Annotated in this window: 16 protein-coding genes; 7 read left to right on the top strand and 9 right to left on the bottom strand. The window is 65.5% G+C overall.

Annotated elements, in window-relative coordinates:
• Positions 1-291: 291 nt before the first annotated feature.
• The 3 genes from fdhF to Q1A87_RS18375 all read right to left on the bottom strand — a co-directional run bounded on the left by fdhF (position 292) and on the right by Q1A87_RS18375 (position 5,791).
• Positions 292-3,072 carry a formate dehydrogenase subunit alpha gene (fdhF, locus tag Q1A87_RS18385; protein ID WP_299654708.1) on the bottom strand — a complete coding sequence of 927 codons (2,781 nt, stop codon included), beginning with the start codon at positions 3,070-3,072 and terminating at the stop codon, positions 292-294.
• On the bottom strand, positions 3,072-4,829 hold the full coding sequence (locus Q1A87_RS18380) for an NAD(P)H-dependent oxidoreductase subunit E (RefSeq protein ID WP_299654705.1): 1,758 nt from the start codon (positions 4,827-4,829) through the stop codon (positions 3,072-3,074). The genes fdhF and Q1A87_RS18380 overlap by 1 nt, the downstream gene beginning before the upstream one ends.
• Before the next feature lie 83 nt (positions 4,830-4,912).
• The gene (locus Q1A87_RS18375) at positions 4,913-5,791 is read right to left on the bottom strand and encodes a LysR family transcriptional regulator (protein WP_299654703.1); all 879 of its coding nucleotides are present in this window, start codon (positions 5,789-5,791) and stop codon (positions 4,913-4,915) included.
• Between the two features lie 74 nt (positions 5,792-5,865).
• Between Q1A87_RS18375 and Q1A87_RS18370 the strand changes: the two genes are divergently transcribed.
• From Q1A87_RS18370 to Q1A87_RS18340, 7 genes are all read left to right on the top strand, one after another.
• Complete coding sequence (locus Q1A87_RS18370) at positions 5,866-6,855, top strand: NAD(P)H-quinone oxidoreductase (RefSeq protein WP_299654700.1); 990 nt, start codon at positions 5,866-5,868, stop codon at positions 6,853-6,855.
• A gap of 75 nt (positions 6,856-6,930) precedes the next feature.
• Positions 6,931-7,407, top strand: coding sequence for a hypothetical protein (locus Q1A87_RS18365; protein ID WP_299654697.1), 477 nt, complete (start codon positions 6,931-6,933; stop codon positions 7,405-7,407).
• A gap of 156 nt (positions 7,408-7,563) precedes the next feature.
• Positions 7,564-8,826, top strand: a complete 1,263-nt coding sequence (oxlT, locus tag Q1A87_RS18360; protein ID WP_299654694.1) for an oxalate/formate MFS antiporter — start codon at positions 7,564-7,566, stop codon at positions 8,824-8,826.
• Positions 8,827-9,128: 302 nt separating this feature from the next.
• Complete coding sequence (locus Q1A87_RS18355) at positions 9,129-9,809, top strand: methyltransferase domain-containing protein (protein WP_299654691.1); 681 nt, start codon at positions 9,129-9,131, stop codon at positions 9,807-9,809.
• A 571-nt stretch (positions 9,810-10,380) separates the two neighbouring features.
• Complete coding sequence (locus Q1A87_RS18350) at positions 10,381-11,385, top strand: SDR family oxidoreductase (RefSeq protein ID WP_363323020.1); 1,005 nt, start codon at positions 10,381-10,383, stop codon at positions 11,383-11,385.
• A gap of 368 nt (positions 11,386-11,753) precedes the next feature.
• On the top strand, positions 11,754-12,023 hold the full coding sequence (locus tag Q1A87_RS24260) for an AbrB/MazE/SpoVT family DNA-binding domain-containing protein (RefSeq protein WP_363323019.1): 270 nt from the start codon (positions 11,754-11,756) through the stop codon (positions 12,021-12,023).
• Positions 12,023-12,412, top strand: a complete 390-nt coding sequence (locus Q1A87_RS18340; protein WP_299654685.1) for a type II toxin-antitoxin system VapC family toxin — start codon at positions 12,023-12,025, stop codon at positions 12,410-12,412. The genes Q1A87_RS24260 and Q1A87_RS18340 overlap by 1 nt, the downstream gene beginning before the upstream one ends.
• A 455-nt stretch (positions 12,413-12,867) precedes the next feature.
• Here the strand turns inward: Q1A87_RS18340 and Q1A87_RS18335 are convergent, their stop codons facing one another.
• The 6 genes from Q1A87_RS18335 to Q1A87_RS18305 form a co-directional block, all read right to left on the bottom strand.
• Positions 12,868-13,227 (bottom strand): VPLPA-CTERM sorting domain-containing protein, encoded by a 360-nt coding sequence (locus tag Q1A87_RS18335; RefSeq protein ID WP_299654682.1) that lies wholly within the window; start codon positions 13,225-13,227, stop codon positions 12,868-12,870.
• 436 nt (positions 13,228-13,663) lie between these two features.
• Positions 13,664-15,418 (bottom strand): hypothetical protein, encoded by a 1,755-nt coding sequence (locus Q1A87_RS18325; RefSeq protein WP_299654679.1) that lies wholly within the window; start codon positions 15,416-15,418, stop codon positions 13,664-13,666.
• Positions 15,419-15,497: 79 nt separating this feature from the next.
• Entirely contained in the window at positions 15,498-17,015 is a 1,518-nt protein-coding gene (locus tag Q1A87_RS18320; RefSeq protein ID WP_299654675.1) for a tripartite tricarboxylate transporter permease, read from the bottom strand.
• 100 nt (positions 17,016-17,115) lie between these two features.
• Positions 17,116-17,619 carry a tripartite tricarboxylate transporter TctB family protein gene (locus Q1A87_RS18315; protein WP_299654672.1) on the bottom strand — a complete coding sequence of 168 codons (504 nt, stop codon included), beginning with the start codon at positions 17,617-17,619 and terminating at the stop codon, positions 17,116-17,118.
• Between the two features lie 53 nt (positions 17,620-17,672).
• Positions 17,673-18,659, bottom strand: coding sequence for a tripartite tricarboxylate transporter substrate binding protein (locus Q1A87_RS18310; RefSeq protein ID WP_299654669.1), 987 nt, complete (start codon positions 18,657-18,659; stop codon positions 17,673-17,675).
• Between the two features lie 119 nt (positions 18,660-18,778).
• Complete coding sequence (locus Q1A87_RS18305; RefSeq protein WP_299654666.1) at positions 18,779-19,633, bottom strand: universal stress protein; 855 nt, start codon at positions 19,631-19,633, stop codon at positions 18,779-18,781.
• Between the last annotated feature and the right edge of the window lie 8 nt (positions 19,634-19,641).

Raw genomic sequence — 19,641 nt, 5'->3', positions numbered from 1 at the left:
TCCGAAGGCCTCATGCCAGGTCAGCGGGTAACACTCTCGATGAGGCAAGCGGTAGCAAAGTTACGTGAGGCAACACGCCATGCAGGACGAAGGCGCTATGCTAACAGAAAGACCGGCTTCGTCGATGCGGTGATCCGACCGTCCCGCTGATCGCCCGGGCAGTCAGGCCGGACGCCTGCCCTCGGTCTGTCGACGACGGCGATCGGGATCTCCCCCGGCGACATTCGACATGTCGCCGGAGGCGTCTGCGAGGGGCCCATGGAATCCGGCCCGCCGCAGACGCCGCGCATGTTACTCCGCAGCCACCTGCGAAACGTCGGCGGCTTCGACCCGGACCGCGCAAAACTTGAACTCCGGAATCTTGCCGTAGGGATCGATCGCCGAGTTCGTCAGGATATTGGCCGCCGCCTCGACATAGGCGAAGGGGACGAAGACCATATCCGGGGCGATCGCCCAGTCGGCACGCGCCATCGTGGTGATTTCGCCGCGGCGCGTCACGAGGCGCACCATGCCGCCCGGCTCGACACCCATGCGCTGCAGCGTCTTGGGGTTGAGCGAGCAGTTCGCTTCCGGTTCCACCGCGTCGAGCACCTTGGAGCGCCGGGTCATCGACCCGGTATGCCAGTGCTCGAGCTGCCGGCCGGTGGTCAGCACCATCGGATAATCGGCGTCGGGCACCTCGTCGGGCGGGATCACGCTCGCGGGCGTGAACTTGGCACGCCCGTCGGGACGCGGGAAGCCGTCGCCGAAGACGATCGGCTGACCCGGATCGTCGGGCGAGAGCGAGGGATAGGTCACGACGTTCTCGCGCTCCAGCCGCTCCCACGTGATGTTGTCGAGCGACGCCATCCCGCGCTTCATCTCCGCGAAGACCTCGCGCGGATGGGTGTAGCCCCAGTCGAGGCCGAGCCGGCGAGCGAGCTCGGTGGTGATCCACCAATCCTCGCGCGCGTCGTCCGGCGGCGCCAGCGCGGGCCGGCCCATCTGCACCTGTCGGTTGGTGTTCGTCACCGTCCCGGTCTTCTCGGCGAAGGCCGAGGCCGGCAGGATCACGTCGGCATAGTTCGCCGTCTCGGTCAGGAAGATGTCCTGCACGACGAGATGCTCGAGCTTGGCCAGCGCGTCGCGGGCGTGGTCGACATCCGGGTCCGACATGGCCGGGTTCTCGCCCTGGACGTACATGCCCCGGATCTTCCCCTCGTGCGCGGCGTCCATGATCTCGGTCACCGTCAGGCCCTTCTGGTCGGAGAAGTCGCCGGAATTCCAGATCTCGGTGAAGGCCGAACGCACGCCGTCGTCGGTCACGCTCTGGTAGTCGGGCAGGAACATCGGGACCAGGCCGGCATCGGACGCGCCCTGGACGTTGTTCTGGCCGCGCAGCGGGTGCAGCCCCGTGCCCGGCCGTCCGACATGGCCGCACATCAGCGCCAGGCTGATGAGGCAGCGCGAATTGTCGGTGCCGTGGATATGCTGGGAGATGCCCATCCCCCAGAAGATCATGCCCGCCTTGGCCGAGGCGAATTCGCGGGCGACGGCGCGCAGCGTATCTGCGGGAATGCCGCAGATCTCGGACATCTTCTCGGGCGGGAAGTCGGCCAGATGCGCCTTCTCGGCCTCCCAGTTCTCGGTGAACCCCGCGATGTACTGCCGATCGTAGAGTTCTTCCTCGACGATGACATGCATGATCGCGTTCAGCATCGCCACGTCGGCGCCGGGCTTGAACTGCAGCATGTGCGTGGCGAAGCGGCGCAGGCCGACGCCGCGCGGATCCATCACGATCAGCTTGCCGCCGCGCTTGGTGAACTGCTTGAAGAAGGTCGCGGCCACGGGATGGTTCTCGACCGGGTTCGCGCCGATCACGATCGCCACGTCGGCGTTCTCGATCTCGTTGAAGGTGGCGGTGACCGCCCCCGATCCGACGTTCTCCATCAGGGCCGCCACCGACGAGGCGTGGCAGAGCCGCGTGCAATGGTCGACGTTGTTGTGCCCGAAGCCCTGGCGGATCAGCTTCTGGAACAGATACGCCTCCTCGTTGGTGCACTTGGCCGAGCCGAAGCCCGCCACGCGCTCGCCGGTATCGTCGCGCAGCCGCGCGAGGCCGTTGGCCGCGGCGTCGAGCGCCTCGTCCCAGCTCGCTTCCCGGAAATGCCGGCTCCAGTCCTGGGGATCGACGTTCAGCCCCTTGGCGGGCGCGTCCTCGCGGCGGATCAGCGGCTTGGTGAGCCGGTGCGGATGGTGGATGTAGTCAAAACCGAAGCGGCCCTTGACGCAAAGCCGGTTCTGGTTCGCCGGCCCGTCGATCCCGTCGACATACTTGACGCGGCCGTCCTTGACCTTGAGCGAGATCTGGCAGCCCACCCCGCAGAACGGGCAGACGCTGTCGACGGCGCTGTCGTAATCGGCGCTGTCGCCGCGCTGCGCCTCGTCGAGGACGTTCGACTCCATCAGCGCGCCGGTCGGGCAGGCCTGCACGCATTCGCCGCAGGCGACGCAGGTCGACGCGCCCATCGGGTCGTCGAAGTCGAAGACCGGATAGGCGTCGTGGCCGCGTCCGGCCATGCCGATCACGTCGTTGACCTGGACCTCGCGGCAGGCCCGGACGCAGAGACCGCACTGGATGCAGGCGTCGAGATTGACGCTCATCGCCACGTGGCTGTCGTCGAGGAGCGGCACGCGGTCCCGCTCCAGCGCCGGGAAGCGGCTCGTCTCGACGCCCTGCATCTCGGCCATCGCCCGCATGTGCGAGGAGCGGTCATGCGCGTCCGCCTCCTTCGGGTGGTCGGCCAGCAGCATCTCCATCACGAGCTTCCGGGCGCGGGTCTCGCGCGGCTCGGCCGTGGTCACCACCATGCCGTCCGCCGGCGCGCGGGTGCACGAGGCGGCCAGCACGCGCTCGCCCTCGATCGACACCATGCAGGCCCGGCAATTGCCGTCGGGCCGATAGCCCGGCGCGTCCTTGTGGCACAGATGCGGGATCAGCGTGCCCTCGCGCTTGGCCACCTGCCAGATCGTCTCGCCCGGCAGGGCCTCGACCTCGCGGCCATCGAGCGTGAAACGGGTCGTATCGGCCATCAGTTCATCTCCCGCCGCTCGAGCGCTTGTTCGGTATCGTAGCCATCGGTCGGCGGCGCGCCGTCCGTCGCGCCGACCTCCTGCGGAAAGTGCTTCATCGCCAGCCGGATCGGGTTCGGCGCCGCCTGGCCCAGACCGCAGATCGAGGCATCGGCCATCGCCGTGCAGAGATCTTCCAGCAACTCGCCGTCCCACTTGTCGGCCTGCATCAGCTTCACGGCCTTCTCGCAGCCGACCCGGCACGGGGTACACTGGCCGCAGGATTCGGATTCGAAGAACCGCAGCATGTTGAGCGCGGCCGACTTCGCGCTGTCGTGGTCCGACAGCACGACCACCGCGGCCGATCCGATGAAGCTGCCATGCGGCTGCAGCGTGTCGAAATCGAGCGGCACGTCGTCGAGCGAGGCCGGCAGCAGTCCCGAGGACGGGCCGCCCGGCTGATAGGCCTTGAAGGTGTGACCCTCGATCATGCCGCCCGCGGCCTCGATCACGTCGGTGATCGTCGATCCCGCCGGCAGGAGGTAGACGCCCGGCTCCGCGACTCGGCCCGAGACGGAATACCGCCTGAGCCCGATACGGCCGTTCTTCTCGACCGAGTTGAGGATTTCCGGTCCCTCGCGGACCACCCGGGTGATCCAGTAAAGGGTCTCGACGTTGTGAACGAGCGTCGGGCGGTCGAAGATGCCGACGGACGCGACGTAGGGCGGACGCAGGCGCGGATAGCCGCGATTGCCCTCGATCGACTCGATCATCGCCGATTCCTCGCCGCAGATATAGGCACCCGCGCCGCGGCGGAGCTCGACATAGCCCGGCGTGACGATCCCCGCCGTCTCCAGCGCCGCGATCTCGGTGTGCAGGATGTGCAGGACGGCGGGATATTCGTCGCGCATGTAGATGAAGCAGCGCTCGGCCTCCACCGCCCAGGCGGCGATCAGCATCCCCTCGAGGAACAGGTGCGGCGTCCGCTCCAGAACCCAGCGGTCCTTGAACGTGCCCGGCTCGCCCTCGTCGCCGTTGACGGCGAGATAGCGCGGGCCGGGATTGCCGCGCACGAAGCCCCACTTCTTGCCCGCCGGGAAGCCGGCGCCGCCGAGGCCGCGCAGTCCCGATTGCGCGACGACGTCCTGGACCTTCTCCCAGTCGCCGTTCGTGCGCAGCTCGGTGAGCCTGCCGTAGCCGCCCTCGGCGCGATAGGCCTCGAACGTCTCGTAATCGGGGATCTCGGGGTGGAAATCACCCGAGGCGATCACCGCGTCGACCTTCTCGGGCGTGGCGTAGTCGACATGGCGGTGGCCGATCTCGAGCACCGGCGCAGTATCGCAGCGGCCCATGCAGGGCGCGCGCAGGACGCGGATCCGGGCCGGATCGTGCCCGCCCTCCAGCGCCGCGAGCAGCGCCTCCGATCCCGCCAGCTCGCAGGAGAGCGAGTCGCAGACGCGGATCGTGAGGTCGGGCGGCACCGGGTCGTCCTCGCGCAGGGGGTCGAAATGCGCGTAGAACGTCGCGACTTCCCAGATCTCGGCCATGCCGGTGCGCATTTCCTCGGCCAGCGCGCGCAGGTGCGGCGCCGACAGGCAGCCGTACCGGTCCTGGATCAGATGCAGGTATTCGATCAGCAGGTCGCGGCGGCGCGGCGTGTCGCCGAGGAGCGACCTGACCTCCTCCAGGGCTTCGGCGTCGAGCTGCCGGCCTTTCGGCGTCTTCCGTCCGCGGCCCTTGCCCGATTTCCAGACTCCGTCGCCTTGATCCAAAGCCATATCCGCCTCCCTGTTGGCTTGGTATATCGCATATCTTCGCAATAACTTCCAGTGGCGACGTAATAATCCATTATTTATGGAGCTTATAAAGCGGCCCGGATCGCGCGACGCAGCGCCTGCACCATCGGCAGGACCGGCGTCTGGTTCTTCACCGACAATCCAACCGCATGGGTCACGACGGGCTCGATCAGCGGAAACTGCCTGGTCGTGCCGAGCGTGACGAAGGTGTCGGCCACGGCCCGCGGCGCGATGGTGGCGGCGTGGCCACTCGCGACCTGGGCCAGGACCGCGGTGAAGCCGGTCGCTTCCATCACCACCGTCGGCACCGTCGAGATGCTGGCGAACACCGCGTCGATCAGCTCGCGGTTGCGCATGTCGCGGGTCAGCAGGCAGAGCGGCAACGAGGCCGCGTCGGACCAGGTCACCTCCGGGCCGAAGCGCTCGACCAGCGATTGCGGGGCGATCAGCACATAGCCCTCCTCGTAGAGGGACACCGTCGTCTCGGGGTCGGCATCGCGGACATACATGATGCCGGCATCGATCGAGAAGTCCTGGAGCCGCATCTCGATCAGGCGGGTCGAGAGCGAGTTGAGCTCGATCGAGAGGTTGGGATGCGCCAGGCGCAACATGGAGGAGACGCGCGCCGCGAACGGCATCGCCGTCGGGATCACGCCGAGCGTCAGCCTGCCGCTGAGATTGCGGCTGAGCCCGTCGATCTCCTGCTGCAACCCTTCCGCATCGGCCAGGAGCTTGCGCGCCCATCGCAGCACGATCTCCCCCTCGCGCGTGAAGCCCATGAAGGTATTGCCGCGCCGCACCAGAGGCAGGGCGTAGCCGTCCTCCATCTTGCGGATGCGGATCGAGAAGGCCGGCTGCGAGATCCCGCATTCGGCCGCCGCGCGCGAAAAATTCCTGTGCCGCGACAGCGCGACCAGAAGTCTCAGATCCCGCAGCTCGATCATCCGGTCCTCCGTGCAAGCCGGTTTGCCAATTCCGCCCGACGGCATAGTCTTGGGCGAACCACCGGAGGACCGAGATGCTGCCAGAGAGTATGAGGACCGTCGAGATGCGCGAGTCGGGGGGACCCGATGTGCTGCAGACCGGCGAGAGGCCGGTGCCGCGCCCGGAGCCCGGTCACGTCCTGATCCGCGTGACTGCGGCGGGCGTCAACGGCCCCGACCTGGTCCAGCGCCGCGGGCATTACCCGCCCCCGAAGGGCGCGTCCGACCTGCTGGGGCTGGAAGTCTCCGGCGAGGTCGTCGCGGTCGCGGACGGCGTCGATCGCTGGCGCGTCGGGGATCGCGTCTGCGCGCTGACGAATGGCGGCGGCTATGCGGAATACGTGACGGTCGATGCGGGGCATTGCCTGCCGATCCCCGAGGGCGTGTCCGAGATCGACGCGGCCGGTCTCTGCGAGACCTACTTCACGGTCTGGAGCAACCTGTTCCACGACCGGGAGATCGAGAAGGATCGGGTGCTCCTCGTCCATGGCGGCGCGGGCGGCATCGGCTCGACGGCGGTGCAGCTCGGCGCCCGGCTGGGCCTCACGGTCCTCGCCACCTGCGGCAGCGAGGACGACTGCGCCTATTGCCGGTCGCTCGGGGCGCGGCGGGCGATCAACTACCGCGAGGAGGATTTCGTGGCGGCGGTGCGCGAGGCCGGCGGCGCCGACCTGATCCTCGACATCATCGGCGGCGACTACGTGGCGCGGAACATCAAGGCCGCCCGCGCGGATGCGCGGATCGTCCAGCTGGCGTTCAACGCGGGCTCCAAGGTCGAGATCGACCTGATGCCGATCATGCTCAAGCGGCTGGTCTATACCGGCTCCACCCTCCGGTCGCGCCCCGATGCGTTCAAGACCGCCGTCGCAAGCGCTCTCGAGGCCTCGGTCTGGCCGCTCTTCGCCGACGGCCGGCTCTCCGCCCAGACCCACCGGACGTTTCCCTTCGAGGCCGCCACGCAGGCGCACCGCATGATGGAAGACGCGACGCATCGCGGAAAGATCCTGCTGACCCCCGATAGCTGATCGGGTCGCGCCCGGCGGGGACACAGGCCGAAGTTCCGGTCCAGATCGGGGCTTCGGCCGGTGCCGGACCCGTCGATGGCAAGCCGGGCGAGGCATTGCCGGCGGCCGACCTCAAACGCCCGGGGAACGGCGTATGGTCGCCACGCCGCGGGCATCTCCCCCGGCCGGCGCCGCATCGGCGCTTATTCGCCTTCGGCGCGTAATCTTCGTTCGTCCGGCAACATGGAATCTTGCCAGAATCGTCGGCCGGTGCGAGTTCGGGCAGTCATGCGCCAGAATCTGGTCATTGCCCCGTGCGGGGCTCTCCCGAACCTTCGCCGCCTTCCGGTCGTGGCGCTGATCGGTGAAGCCTTTCCCGGCAATGTGCCGAAGGTCGTCACGGAGATTGCCGCCCACGATCCGAGCGAGATCGCTTTTCCCCGCGAGAGCACGGCCCGGACGGAACGGGTCGCAGAGAACGACGTGCCGTCCGAGCCGGATCCGCCGCCGATCGCGGCCGTGTCGATCCGGATGAACTGGCGCAGCCGTGCCACCGTCGTCCAGACGTTCTGACAGATTCCGCTCGGTCGAGCCGGGCCGGATACCTCATCCAATCATCAAAAAGCGCCGATCAGCACGATCGGTCTGGTGCGAGACGACGTCTCCGCCGCATCTGGGAGGACTACCCCCGTGTCGAGCCTATCGAGGTCATCTCATCCGGCCGAGCCTGTGCCGGTCAACCGATGGCTGCAACTCGTGGCAGGTATTGCCTGCATGGTTGCCGCCTCGAACGTGCAGTATTCCTGGACGCTCTTCGTTCCGGCGATCCAGGAGAGCCATGACTGGAGCCGCGCGGCGATCCAGACGGCCTTCACCATCTTCGTCCTGATGCAGACCTGGAGCACCCCGCTCGTCGGTCACTTCATCGACATCCAGGGTCCGCGCAAGATCGTGGCGGCCGGCGGCCTGCTCATCGCCTTTGCCTGGATCATCAATTCCCAGGCGGAATCGCTCGCCATGTTCTACCTCGGCGGCGCCGTCGGCGGTGCCGGTGTCGCATGCGTCTACGCGAGCTGCATCAACAACGCGCTCAAGTGGTTCCCCGACCGACGCGGCCTCGCCGTCGGCCTGACGGCGGGCGGCTACGGCGCGGGGACCATCCTGACGATCATGCCGATCGCGCGGATGATCGAGACTTCCGGCTACCAGTCGGCCTTCTTCACCTTCGCCCTCATTCAGGGCGTGGCAATCTTCGCGCTCGCATGGTTGCTGAAGGCGCCCAGAGGCGACGAGGTCAGCTATTCGACCAATGTGCTGCAGAGCCGCCGCGACTACACGCTCGGCGAGGCGCTGCGGACGCCGGTCTTCTGGGTCATGCTCGCGATGTTCACCGCGACCGTGACCGGCGGCTTGATGGCCGTGGCGCAGCTCGGCCCGATGGCCGAGGATCTCGGCGTCGCCGACACGGTGGTCTTCTTCGGCATGGCGGCCCTGCCACTGGCGCTGATGCTCGACCGGTTCATGAACGGTCTCTCGCGGCCGCTCTTCGGCTTCGTCTCCGACAAGATCGGGCGCGAACCGACGATGTTCATCGCCTTCTCGCTCGAGGGGGCCGGCATCTTCGCCCTGTCGCAGCTCGGCCACCATCCGATCGCGTTCGTGCTGCTTTCGGGCGTCGTCTTCATCGCCTGGGGCGAGGTCTATTCGCTCTTCTCGGCGACGGCGGGCGACGTGTTCGGAACCAAGCATATCGGCAAGATCTACGGCGCGCTCTACACCGCGAAGGGTTTCGCGGCGCTGCTGGTTCCGGTCGGCAATCTCGTGATGGAGGCGACGGGTGGCTGGACCACCGTGTTCTACACGATGGCCTGCCTCGATCTCATGGCAGCCCTGGCGGCGATCCTCGTGCTGCGTCCGATGATCCGACGCCATCACGCGCGAAACGACACGAGCGTCACGATCCCCGCCGGCGCGATCACGCCGGCGCAGTAAAAGCCGGCGTCGCGCATTGCCAAGGCGGAGCATTCGCTCCGCCTTGGCGTCCTTTTCCGGTCTCCGCCATCGGGAACCGTGCTAAGCTGCTGCACGCGGCCTTTTGCGCCAGCGACATCCAGGTTCCGTTTCGGCACCCGAAACCGCGAAGGCACGACATGACGGATACCGGAGCCTTTGCCGAACTGGAAAGACGGGAATGGTCCGAACCGACAGTCGCCGGCGCCTATGCGCGCGGGTTCGCGATGGCATCGGACATCGTTGTCCCGCACCTCGTTTCCGCCGTCGAGGCGGGACCTGGCATGGAAGCGCTCGACCTGTGTTGCGGCCCCGGGAACGTGTCGGCTGCCCTGGTCGAGGCCGGAGCGAGGGTGACCGGCCTCGATTTCTCACCCGCCATGCTCGACATCGCGAAGGCAGCGGTGCCCGGTGCGACATTTGTGAATGGCGACGCGACGCAGCTTGGCTTCGCGGACGCCAGTTTCGATGCGCTGACCATCGGATTCGGCCTGCCGCATATCCCCGAGCCGCCCCGCGTACTGGCAGAGGCGCGGCGGGTTCTGCGAGATGGCGGCCGGATCGCCTTCTCGACCTGGTGCGGTCCCGAGGTCGACGGTGCGTTTGGCTATGTCTTCGGCGCGATCGGGGCCCATGGATCACCGGATATCGCTCTGCCCCCCGGGCCTGGCGCCAATGACTATGCGGACCCGGAGATCGCCTATCCCGCTCTGGAGGCCGTGGGTTTCGGCGAATTTTCCTGCGACGTCGTCGCCTCCGGTTGGCAGGTGAACGATCCTGGCGCCCCTTTCGAGTTTTTCCGAGACGGCACGGCCCGGGGCGGCGCCCTGCTGCGCCCGCAGCCCGAGGATCACGCGCGGGCGATCCGGGCCGCGGTGGTGCAGCGGATCCTCGACAACCACGGCAGCGGGCCGGAATGGACGGTCCCCATGCCGGCCGTCGTCATTTCCGCGAGAGCGATCTGATCCCGCCCGAATTACGCAAGCGGTCGTCCAGAGTGCAAAGCAGGATGGTTGCTTTATCCCGCATAGCCGACCAACGCAGTTTGCGGATACCTCCCAGAAAAAAGGAATGTCAGCCCACATAATATTCGATTATCGGCCTCGCAGGGCGTGTTCTACAGACTGCGTCATTCTGCCAAACGCGTATTTCCGTGGGATGCCTTTTCGCCGGGAAGAGCGAGGAGCAGACCTCCCCGGAGCTATGGCTGAATCTGGGTGACGCGGCCTGATCAAACGGCGCGGTTGGTGGCGTCGATCTCGGCGACGTCGCCGGTGAATTTGACACCCTCGATGACCATCGCCTTCTCTGCGCTGGCTGCGAAAGTCCATGACCAGCGGGAACAGCCACATAATGTGTTGCCGCAGGTACCGGCGCCATTCCGCCTCGAGGCGTGTTCCCTGACTTTCACCACCTTGAAGACATGACGCTGGCTTCCGGCGATAGAATGTCCTGCCGGTTGTTACGGAACATTCGGGCTCGACGTCGCGTACGTCGGCTCGATCGAGCTGAATCTATCTGACGCAAGGACATCCCATGAACGACGACAACCTGCACGATCCGCAACGACGCATGGTCCTTGGCGGCATGGCTGGAGGCGTCGCTGCAGCCGGGTTTGCCGGTGCAGCACAAGCACAGACCCCGGAGGAAGCTGCCGCGGGTACCCCTTTGGCGGAGATGCGCGACCCTCAGACGGCCTATCCTCAGCCGCCCTTCGAAGAGCAGCGGCAGGAATGGCCGGGCCTGGCCAGCGAGATGACCCCGGTGCCCGATCACGGGGAAGAAAGCTATCGGGGCTCGGGCCGCCTCGCCGGACGTCGGGCATTGATCACCGGCGGTGACAGCGGGATAGGTCGTGCCGCGGCAATCGCCTATGCGCGTGAAGGGGCCGACGTTGCCATCAACTACCTCCCCGAGGAAGAGCAGGACGCCAAGCAGGTCGTAGCCCTGATCGAGGAAGCTGGGCGCACGGCCGTCGCCATACCCGGCGACATCACCGATCCCGCCTTCTGCCGCGAACTGGTCGAGCGCGCCGTCGAGGAGCTGGGCGGGCTGGATATCCTCGTCAACAACGCGGGCTTCCAGCAATCGGCGGCGTCGATCGAGGACATCTCGGACGAGAATTTCGACGCGACGATGAAGACCAACATCTACGCCCCGTTCTGGATCACGAAAGCCGCCCTGCCGCACATGGAAGCAGGCGCTTCCATCATTATCACCGCTTCCGTGGTGGCCGAAGACCCGCCCGAGAATCTGTTCGATTATTCTCAGACCAAGGCCGCGAACGTGATCTTTGCTAAGGCGCTGGCAAAGCAGCTCGGGTCGCGGGGGATCCGGGTCAACGCGGTGGCGCCCGGTCCATTCTGGACGCCTTTGCAGGTCGTTGGTGGCCAGCCCACGGAAGCGATACCGGAATTCGGCTCCGACACTGTGTTCGGCCGCCCCGGGCAACCTGTCGAGATCGCGCCGCTCTACGTCCTCGCGGCGAGCGCCGAGTCGAGGTACTCGACCGGACAGGTTTTCGAGGCCACCGGCGGATGACGCCTCGAAACGAACGATAATGCCGGAGGGACGACGCATATCGTCCTTCCGGATCACAGCCAAATGCCGGGCTCAGTAGACGGGCAAGGTGCAAGCATCCGTCTTGGTAATGTGGTGGCGTAGCAGTTCGGCAAGCAGAACATTCGGCTATATGGCCGGCATCGGATCCCCTTGTGGACATGTGCTGCATGCACGGTTCCTGCGTGAGCCAGCATGTTCGGACTATTAGGTCGACTTCGGTCGCATGACCCTTCTGAGCTTAGTGCTCCACACATTAAGCTTGGTAACTTAGACTATCTTGACCGTATATTGATAAGTGACCAATTTTCGTCTATCTATCCATTACGATTTTATTGGTCAGGTGTCCCATGCGTGTGAATGTCCTTCCCAATGGTCGGCTTGTCCTTCCTGCCCAAATGCGGCGACAACTCGGCGTCGAGCGGGGCGGTCAGGTGATGGCGGAGATCGATGGCGATGTAGTACGGCTTACCACCGCTGATCACTCCCTCGACGAGGCAGGTGCTCTGTTCCGATCCTATGTCTCCGGTGGAGAAGATATCGCGAGCGAGGTCATTGCCGAACGCCGGGCCGATGCTGCGGCGGAGCAAGGTGGCGGATCCGGCACGGCACCACGCTGATGGCGATCTGCGTGATCGACACCTCCGCGGTGTTCGTCGACCTTCAGGGAGAGAAGGGATCCGACAAGGCTCGCGAGTGGCTGCGGAATGCAGCCATTTCGACCGTCAACCTGCAGGAGATCGTTGCCAAGACGATCCAGAAAGGAATACCGCCCAAGGTCGTGCCCGACCTGCTTTCTCGCCTACGTCTCGATGTTCATCCTCATGACGAGGCCCAAGCCATGATTGCCGGTCAAATGCGCGATGCAACGGCGGGCGACGGGCTCAGCCTCGGCGATCGGTCCTGCCTGGCGTTGGCTGTTGCCCTGAACTTGCCAGCGGTGACAGCTGACAGGGCTTGGGCAAATGTAGCCCAGGCCGTCGGCGTGCAGGTCGTCCTAGTCCGGTAGCCTGTTGCGATGGCCGGGAGGAACACGGCAGGGGACCTGTCGTATCACGTGTCCCCGGTCCTTCAGGCGCCCGAACATGATCTTGATCCGGTCACGTTCTCTATAGCGGCATCTGTCATGGCTTGCGGGTATGCCTTGGGCCTTCCGGCCCGAATGCAGGGCATCATCCCCCAGTCAGCAACAGCTTTGCGGAACCGATCTGGGTCGCATCTTCGATCGTCAAGAGGCCGATCTCTCGCGGCAAGCACGGCCAATCGCTTCGGGTAGGCATGACTTAACGGACTGAGTCATTCTGTAAAATCCGCGCTGACCGAACCAGCCGACAGGTGTCAGAAAACACCTGTTTTTTTGAATACCAGATCCTCGCCTCGGACGTTGCAAAACCCTTGATCGAAATCTAGTCCGTCGCAGAACATCTGGCAGGACGCCGAAGCGGCCTGCCAGATCGAAGAGCTTCAGGATGCACCCTGAGCCTTGCGACGGCGCGCGGTGAAGCCGAGCGCGCCCATGGCTCCTGCGATCAGGAATGCCGACGCGGGAAGCGGGTTCGGCACGAGCTGCACCATCTGCTCAGGCATGCGCGAGACGCGAAGCTTCTTAGTTTCGTAGCGCGCGATTAGGCCAGCTCCAGAATTGCTGTAGTGCGTCTTGCCGAGGGTAAATTTGTAGGCCCCGTCATCCTCATAGTAGAAGCCTGAACCCGAGACCTCAGTGCCCCAGCCCCAGCCGTTGCCGGATGACACGTCGAAGGTCTCGGAATCCGCAGAGAGCTTGCTGATGTCGTCCATTTCGCCCAGGAACGCATTGCAGATCACCGAAGCTCCCGAGCAACCCATGACGGCGTCTTTCGCCGCGTAGCCCGTGTACGCGACAGGACTATCTCGCCCTCAAGCTCGCGGGGCTTCGCGAAGCCCCGGTGCACCTCACGATCTTCACCGACCGGACCGTCCCGGAGGGACGGGGCCTCGGGCGTCACAGGTGGCTTCACCCTTGTGCCGGGCCGAATTATGCACGGGACGATGTTCGGAACAGATGCCGGTGCCGGTCAATAGAACCGTCGCTCGAGATGCCTGTGAGTGGTCGTTCGAAGTAGCGTAGCAAACGGACGCTTATCCCGCACTGCGGACGCTCAAGCACGGCGCGGCGAAAGGCTGCTTATGACGTTCATCGCTTGGTCGGAGCAACGTCTCTGACGAGGAAGGCAGAGCTATCTGGTGCTTCCAGGCTCGATCGTTGCCGGGCCGCGTCCGATCAGACACTTCCCCACTGGCCGACGGTAAAGGTCCTTTCGCGTTCGAGCTCGGTCCGCAGCGTCTCGGGCGATGCGGCGTCGTCGTGACCGCCGGGCGTGTCGGGCCGGTCCGTCGGGAGGTCGAGGCGTGCCAGGAAATCCTCGACCTCGAAGACGCATTTCCGGTCGTGGATGCGCGCCAGCACGCGCGTGCCCCCGGGATCGAGAAAGACGACCTCCGGGATCATCTCCACGAACCGCGCGAGGATGTCCTCGTCGGGGCCGGACCCGGGCAGATAGACGTCCTCGGGCGTCTTCGCATCGACGTTGAGCCTCCGGTACCGGCTCATCTTGCGTATGCAATCCGCGTCCAGGACATGGATCTGCCCGTTCCAGCCGAACGCCGCGGTCCGGGGACGCTCGCCGAACGGGACGTCGTTGTCCAGAAACTCGAAATGAACCTTCTGCTGGGTCTTGTTGACCCAGGTCAGGAACAGCTCCGGCATCCCGGTATAGGCTTCGACATTGTGGTCGAGCAGGTCGTCGACCGCCTTGTAGCGCCCGGTCGCGGCCCCCCGCTTCCAGGCGCGCACCACCGTCTCGGTCGGCGGCGTGATGACGAAGAACATGAAGACGGTGTCGCCGAAGCGGCTGAGCAGCCGTCCTTCGGCGCCGTCCTTCTTCTCGGAGGCGAAGCTGTCGAACCGGAAGCGGTCGATCAGCAGATGGGTCATCTCGCCGCGCGCGGCCTTCGCGGCCATGTAGTGGTCGAGCTTCCGGTCGACGATCTCGAGTTCCTGCCCCGTCAGCATGGCGGCGTAGCGGAAATCCTCGCCCATGCTGTCGTAATCGAGCAGGAACTTCCGCCAGTAATCCGGGCTGACCAGCGCGAAATCCTCCCAGGGTACGCCCAGCCGCTCCGCCAACTCGCGCTGAAGGGGCCGGATCGTGCTCTTGCCGGCGGCCGAGGCGCCCTTGACGTTCAACACGACCGGCGCCTCCTGACGCGGCAGGAGGCGGTACCCCTCGGTCTCGGCGGCGGCATGGAGGATCGGCGCGATCAGCGCGCCGATGCGCTGGCTGCCGTAGGAATTGCAGATGAGATTGGTCGACAGGCGGACGACAAGATCCCGGTCTGCCATCAGGCGACCGCACCGTCCCACGATCCCGCCGACGATCATTCCGAGGCTTCTCAGGCAGGCCTGCTCCAGCGTGTCCTCGGTTTCGGCCAGCGCATCCTTCCAAGCTGCGAGGGCCGCGATCTCGGGGGGCGCGGTCGCCGCCGGGGCCTCGCGGCGCATCGGCCTGTCGCGCCCCACGAAGCGCCCGAGAAACGAGGGTTTCGGCGTCGGAACGGGCTCGGCCGGCGCGAACACGTCCCGGTGCAGGATCGCGTCGATCCGCTCCCGCGCCTCGGCCCGGACGGCCTCGAACGCCGCCTCCAGTTCGTCCTGCCTTGGCAGGACGTGATGGTCGAGGAGCCGCTTGGCCATGCTGCGCAGGTTCAGGCCCAGCTCCTCGTAGTTCGGGCCGTCGGGAACGTGGAAGTCGGCGGTGACGCGGATCAGGACCTCGTGGATCGCGAGGCGGTCGGCCCGGAAGGCGATCATGTCCTGCGGCTTCAGCCCGCAGAACTCCGCCGCCTCCCTGGCCTGTCGATAGTCGACCTCGGAATTCGCGGGCCGGTAAAGCGTCACCTGCGGCAGAAGTTCGGGCGGAAGCTCGGACTTCAATCCGGGGTGCCAGGCGTCGAACTCCTCCGTGGGCGGGGTCATGTCGGGTCGGCCTGTAGACAGGAAGAGCCGGACGACGTCGCCCGGCTCATCTCTCGTGCTGTCGCGACGCCCATGATCGTCAGGCGCGCGCCTTCGTCGCCCTGCCCCGGTAGAAGATCTTCTTCAGCAGCGGCAGGAAGATCAGGATGATCGCGATGACCATGATCGGTCCGGAGATCCCCCGGCTGAAGAAGATCATCGGATCGCCCGAGGACAGCAGCAGCGACTGGCGCAGCGTCGGCTCGGCGATCGGGCCGAGCACGATCGCCAGCACCGCGGGGGCCAGCGGGTAGTCGAGCTTGCGCAGGAAGTAGGCCCCGAAGCCGAAGATCAGGAGCAGCCAGACATCGTGCATGTCCTGCATCGCCGCGTAGCCGCCAACGACCGACAGGACGAAGATCATCGGCGCCAGGATCGTGAAGGGTGTCCTGAGCATCCAGATGAACAGCGGGATGAGCGCGATGTTGACGATCACGGCAAAGAAGTTCGAGACGTAGAACGACCCGATCAGGCCCCAGACGAATTCCGGCTCATCGATGAAGAGCCGCGGACCGGGGACGAGCCCCCAGATGATCATGCCGCCCAGAAGGATCGCCGTGGTGGGCGAGCCCGGGATGCCGAGCGTCAGCATCGGCAGCATGGCACCGGTGGAGGCCGAGTTGTTGGCCGCTTCCGGCGCCGCGACGCCTTCGGGATGGCCCTTGCCGAACTCCTGGGACTCGCGGGAGACCATCTTGGCGACGCCGTAGGCCATCAGTGATCCGGGCGTGGCGCCGGCCGCCGGCAACATTCCTACGAAGAAGCCCCCGAAAGAGCCGATTGTCGTACCCTTCCAGCTCCGGCCCATGCCTTCCTTGGCGTCCTTGATGACGCCGGAGAACGACATGCTGGCTTTCGTCGTCGTGAGCTTCCCACGGGTCGAATCGAGCGTCCAGATCATTTCGCCGATGCCGTAGACGCCGATCGCGAGCACCAGGAAGTTGATGCCGTGCAAGAAGCCGGAGATGTCGAAGAACACCAGTCGCGGCGCCCCCGAGATCGCGTCGAAGCCGACCGCCGAGAGGACCAGCCCGAAGCAGATCGACAGGATCGTCTTGGGGATGTCGTCGCCGCCCAGGCCCACGAAGGTGGCGAAGGCCAGCATCATCAGCGCGAAGATCTCGGGCGGGCCGAAGCTCAGCGCGACGCTGGCGAGTGGCGGCGCGAAGAGCGTGAAGAGGATGTTCGCCACGGATCCGCCGATGAACGAGGCGATTGCCGCGACCACCAGAGCGAGGCTTGCCCTGCCCTTGAGCGCCAGAGGTCGGCCGTCGAAGGTCGTGGCGACCGCGGTCGAGGCGCCCGGAATGCCCATCGTGATCGAACTGATCGCACCCCCGTACATCGCCCCGTAGTAGATCGCGGCGAGAAAGATGATGGCCGAGCCAGGCGGCACCAGGAACGTGACCGGCAGAAGGATCGCCACGCCATTGACCGAGCCCAGACCCGGCATGGCGCCGATGAACAGCCCCAGCGTGACGCCCGCGATGATGAGGGCAAGGTTCAATGGCTGGACCGCCAGAAGGAACCCGTCAGTTAGAAGTGAAAACGTATCCATTTCTACGGACGCCTCCCCGCGCCGACGATGGTATGCTTGCCGTCTCGTGCGGTTGGCCGCTCGAAACCCGATATGTCCCGCATCTGCTGATTGGCCTGCATCAGTAGATCAGCCCGTAGAGCACGTCGTAGAGCGGATTCGTGAACGCCATTCCGGTGGGCATCGGGATGCGCATCAATCCGTCGAAGAAGAAGAAGAACGCGATCGGCACCCCGATCGCGAGGCTCGCGGTCACGACGAACGAGTGCCGCCCCAGGAACCCGACGTAGTAGATCAGGAACAGGAAGATCGCGATGTGCATGCCGACGACGCTGATCAACAGCAGGAAGGCGACCAGCGCTCCGCCGACGAACACCAGGTTCTTGAGCGCGAAACCGTCGAGAAACGGCTCGTCCGTTTGCGACGGAGGCGATTTTCTTCGCACCCCGTTGATCGCGATCAGCACGGTGCAAAGCAGCATGATGGCGGAGAGCCAGAACGGCCAGAAGCCGCCCCCGGGACCGGAGCCCCGGATATAGCCGATCTGAAGTTCGGTACTCTTCCACATCATGTAGATGGAAAGGAGGGCCAGAACCCCCGCTGTGGTGATTTCGGCGCGGCGCATTCCAGCCCTCCCTAGGCCATGTCTTTCAGAAGATCCGGTTCAGGACGGGAAGATCATTCCGCCGCCTGGGTGCCGATCTCGGCCAGAAGTTCCTCGTGACGGGCGATCTGCTCTTCCCAGTACGTCGTCTGCTCTTCCGCATCCAATTGCAGCGGCTCCAGGCTCTCGGCTTCCATGTATTGCTGCCACTGCTCGCCATCGTAGATCTGCTGGAAGAGGTCGCGGTAGTACTCTGCCGCCTCCTCGGACATGCCCGGGGCGCCGACGATGGCACGCTGGTTGTAGTAGGTGAAATCGTGGCCCAGCTCCGCCATCGTCGGAACGTCGGGAAGGTTCGGCGAGCGTTCCTCGGAGAAGATGGCCAGCGGAACGACGTCCCCGTTGGCAAGGAAGCCTCGCGCCTCGGCGGGGTTGTTGACCGTCGCCATGACCTGGTTGCCGGCGAGAGCCGCGGCCACCTCGCCGCCACCGGAGAAGGGGATGTACTTGATGTCGAGGTCGAAGTTCGACTCGAGCCAGCCGATCACCAGGGAATCTTCCTGACCCTGACCCGTTCCGCCCATGACGTACTGGTTTGGCTCCATGCTCCCCACTTCCTCGACCCATTGTTCGAACGAAGTGATGCCGGAATCGGCGTTCACCCAGAGCACGAAGGGATCGACCCCCATGATCTCGATGGGTGTGAACTCGGTGATGTCGATGCCGAGGTTGCTCTGGAGCAGCGGCGTGGTAAAGAACGAGTTCAGCGTCGCCAGGATCGTGTAGTCCGGGGCATTGGTGTTGTTCACCGCGATCAGCGCCTCGGCGCCGGAGCCGCCGCCGCGGTTTTCCGGCACGAGCGGACGCGGCGTCATGTCGTTCTGCTGGGCGACCGACTGGATGAAGCGTGCGATCTGGTCGGCGCCGCCGCCGGTGCCCGCCATGATGATCAAGCTGATGGGCCTTCTCGGCTCCCAGTCCTGGGCAACAGCCGCGCCGGTGAAGGATGACAGCCCAAAGACGGCGCTTCCGAGAAGTCCGACAATATTGCGCTTTTTCATGGTTTTAGTCCTCCCTAGATGTTCGAGCGGATGGGCTTATCCCATCCCGCTTTCTTCGGCCGCTTGCCGCGGCTCTTCGTTGTGGCGCGAGGGACGAAACACCCTCGCGCTGCCCCCTCCTAGTGGACGAGCACGACCGGCATGGTCGCCGTGTCCACAACAACCTGCGTGTTGCCGCCGAAGATCGTCTCGCGCTCGTGGCTGTCGCCGTAGGCACCCATGATCATCAGGTCGGCACCGAGTCCGCGGCTGGTCTCGAGCAGCGCCCCTCCCGCGCTCCTCCCGGCCTTGAAGCGCTCGATCTTGCCCTTCATCCCGCGGATCTCGAGATATTCCAGGTATTCCTCCGCCGTCGTGCCGGTCGGCTCCGAACCGCTCGACATGATCGAGATCGTGTCCGCCGCCTCGATCACCCGCCGCATCATCACCACGGCCCGCACCGCCTCGATGGAGCCGTTCCAGGCGATCGAGACGTGCTTGCCGAGGACCTCCGGCGGGGTGGGCGTCGGTGGGCACATCATCACCGGGCGACCGGTGTTGAAGAGCGCCGCCTTGAGCGTGTTGAAGCCCAGGTTCCGGTCGCGGTCGGGCTTTGCGACCGCGATCAGGTCGGCCAGCCGGCCACGGTTGCGGATGACGTCGACCTGCTTGCCCGGCACCTCGACCCAGGACGCGGTGTTCTGGTCCGTCGTCTGCCGGTCCACGACGCCCAGACCGTAGGTCCGGGCGGTCGTCTCGAACTCGGTGCGCAGCGCGGCCTCTTCCTCGCTGGCCACGCTTTCGCCCTGCTGTCTGACCTGCTCGCGCAGGAACGACGGGATCACGACGCCATAGGGCATCATGTCCTCGATGCGCGGACGACAATGCACCGCCTCGATATGCGCACCGGACCGCTTGGCGAGCGCGGCCGCATACGCGAGCACGCTGCCGCCCTTGCCGTCATTCCGTATGGGAACCAGAATCTTGCGGATCACGTCGCGTT

Source organism: uncultured Jannaschia sp., from assembly GCF_947494055.1.
Taxonomy (GTDB): domain Bacteria; phylum Pseudomonadota; class Alphaproteobacteria; order Rhodobacterales; family Rhodobacteraceae; genus Jannaschia.
Note: the sequence above shows the minus strand (reverse complement) of the source record. Positions and strands in the feature narration are given on the sequence as shown.

Excerpts from the sequence above, each read along its gene's own strand:
- fdhF (WP_299654708.1), bottom strand. The coding sequence starts at position 3,072 with ATGGCCGATACGACCCGTTTCACGCTCGATGGCCGCGAGGTCGAGGCC.
- Q1A87_RS18380 (WP_299654705.1), bottom strand. The coding sequence starts at position 4,829 with ATGGCTTTGGATCAAGGCGACGGAGTCTGGAAATCGGGCAAGGGCCGC.
- Q1A87_RS18375 (WP_299654703.1), bottom strand. The coding sequence starts at position 5,791 with ATGATCGAGCTGCGGGATCTGAGACTTCTGGTCGCGCTGTCGCGGCAC.
- Q1A87_RS18370 (WP_299654700.1), top strand. The coding sequence starts at position 5,866 with ATGCTGCCAGAGAGTATGAGGACCGTCGAGATGCGCGAGTCGGGGGGA.
- Q1A87_RS18365 (WP_299654697.1), top strand. The coding sequence starts at position 6,931 with ATGGCAAGCCGGGCGAGGCATTGCCGGCGGCCGACCTCAAACGCCCGG.
- Q1A87_RS18355 (WP_299654691.1), top strand. The coding sequence starts at position 9,129 with ATGGAAGCGCTCGACCTGTGTTGCGGCCCCGGGAACGTGTCGGCTGCC.
- Q1A87_RS18350 (WP_363323020.1), top strand. The coding sequence starts at position 10,381 with ATGAACGACGACAACCTGCACGATCCGCAACGACGCATGGTCCTTGGC.
- Q1A87_RS24260 (WP_363323019.1), top strand. The coding sequence starts at position 11,754 with ATGCGTGTGAATGTCCTTCCCAATGGTCGGCTTGTCCTTCCTGCCCAA.
- Q1A87_RS18340 (WP_299654685.1), top strand. The coding sequence starts at position 12,023 with ATGGCGATCTGCGTGATCGACACCTCCGCGGTGTTCGTCGACCTTCAG.
- Q1A87_RS18325 (WP_299654679.1), bottom strand. The coding sequence starts at position 15,418 with ATGACCCCGCCCACGGAGGAGTTCGACGCCTGGCACCCCGGATTGAAG.
- Q1A87_RS18320 (WP_299654675.1), bottom strand. The coding sequence starts at position 17,015 with ATGGATACGTTTTCACTTCTAACTGACGGGTTCCTTCTGGCGGTCCAG.
- Q1A87_RS18315 (WP_299654672.1), bottom strand. The coding sequence starts at position 17,619 with ATGCGCCGCGCCGAAATCACCACAGCGGGGGTTCTGGCCCTCCTTTCC.
- Q1A87_RS18310 (WP_299654669.1), bottom strand. The coding sequence starts at position 18,659 with ATGAAAAAGCGCAATATTGTCGGACTTCTCGGAAGCGCCGTCTTTGGG.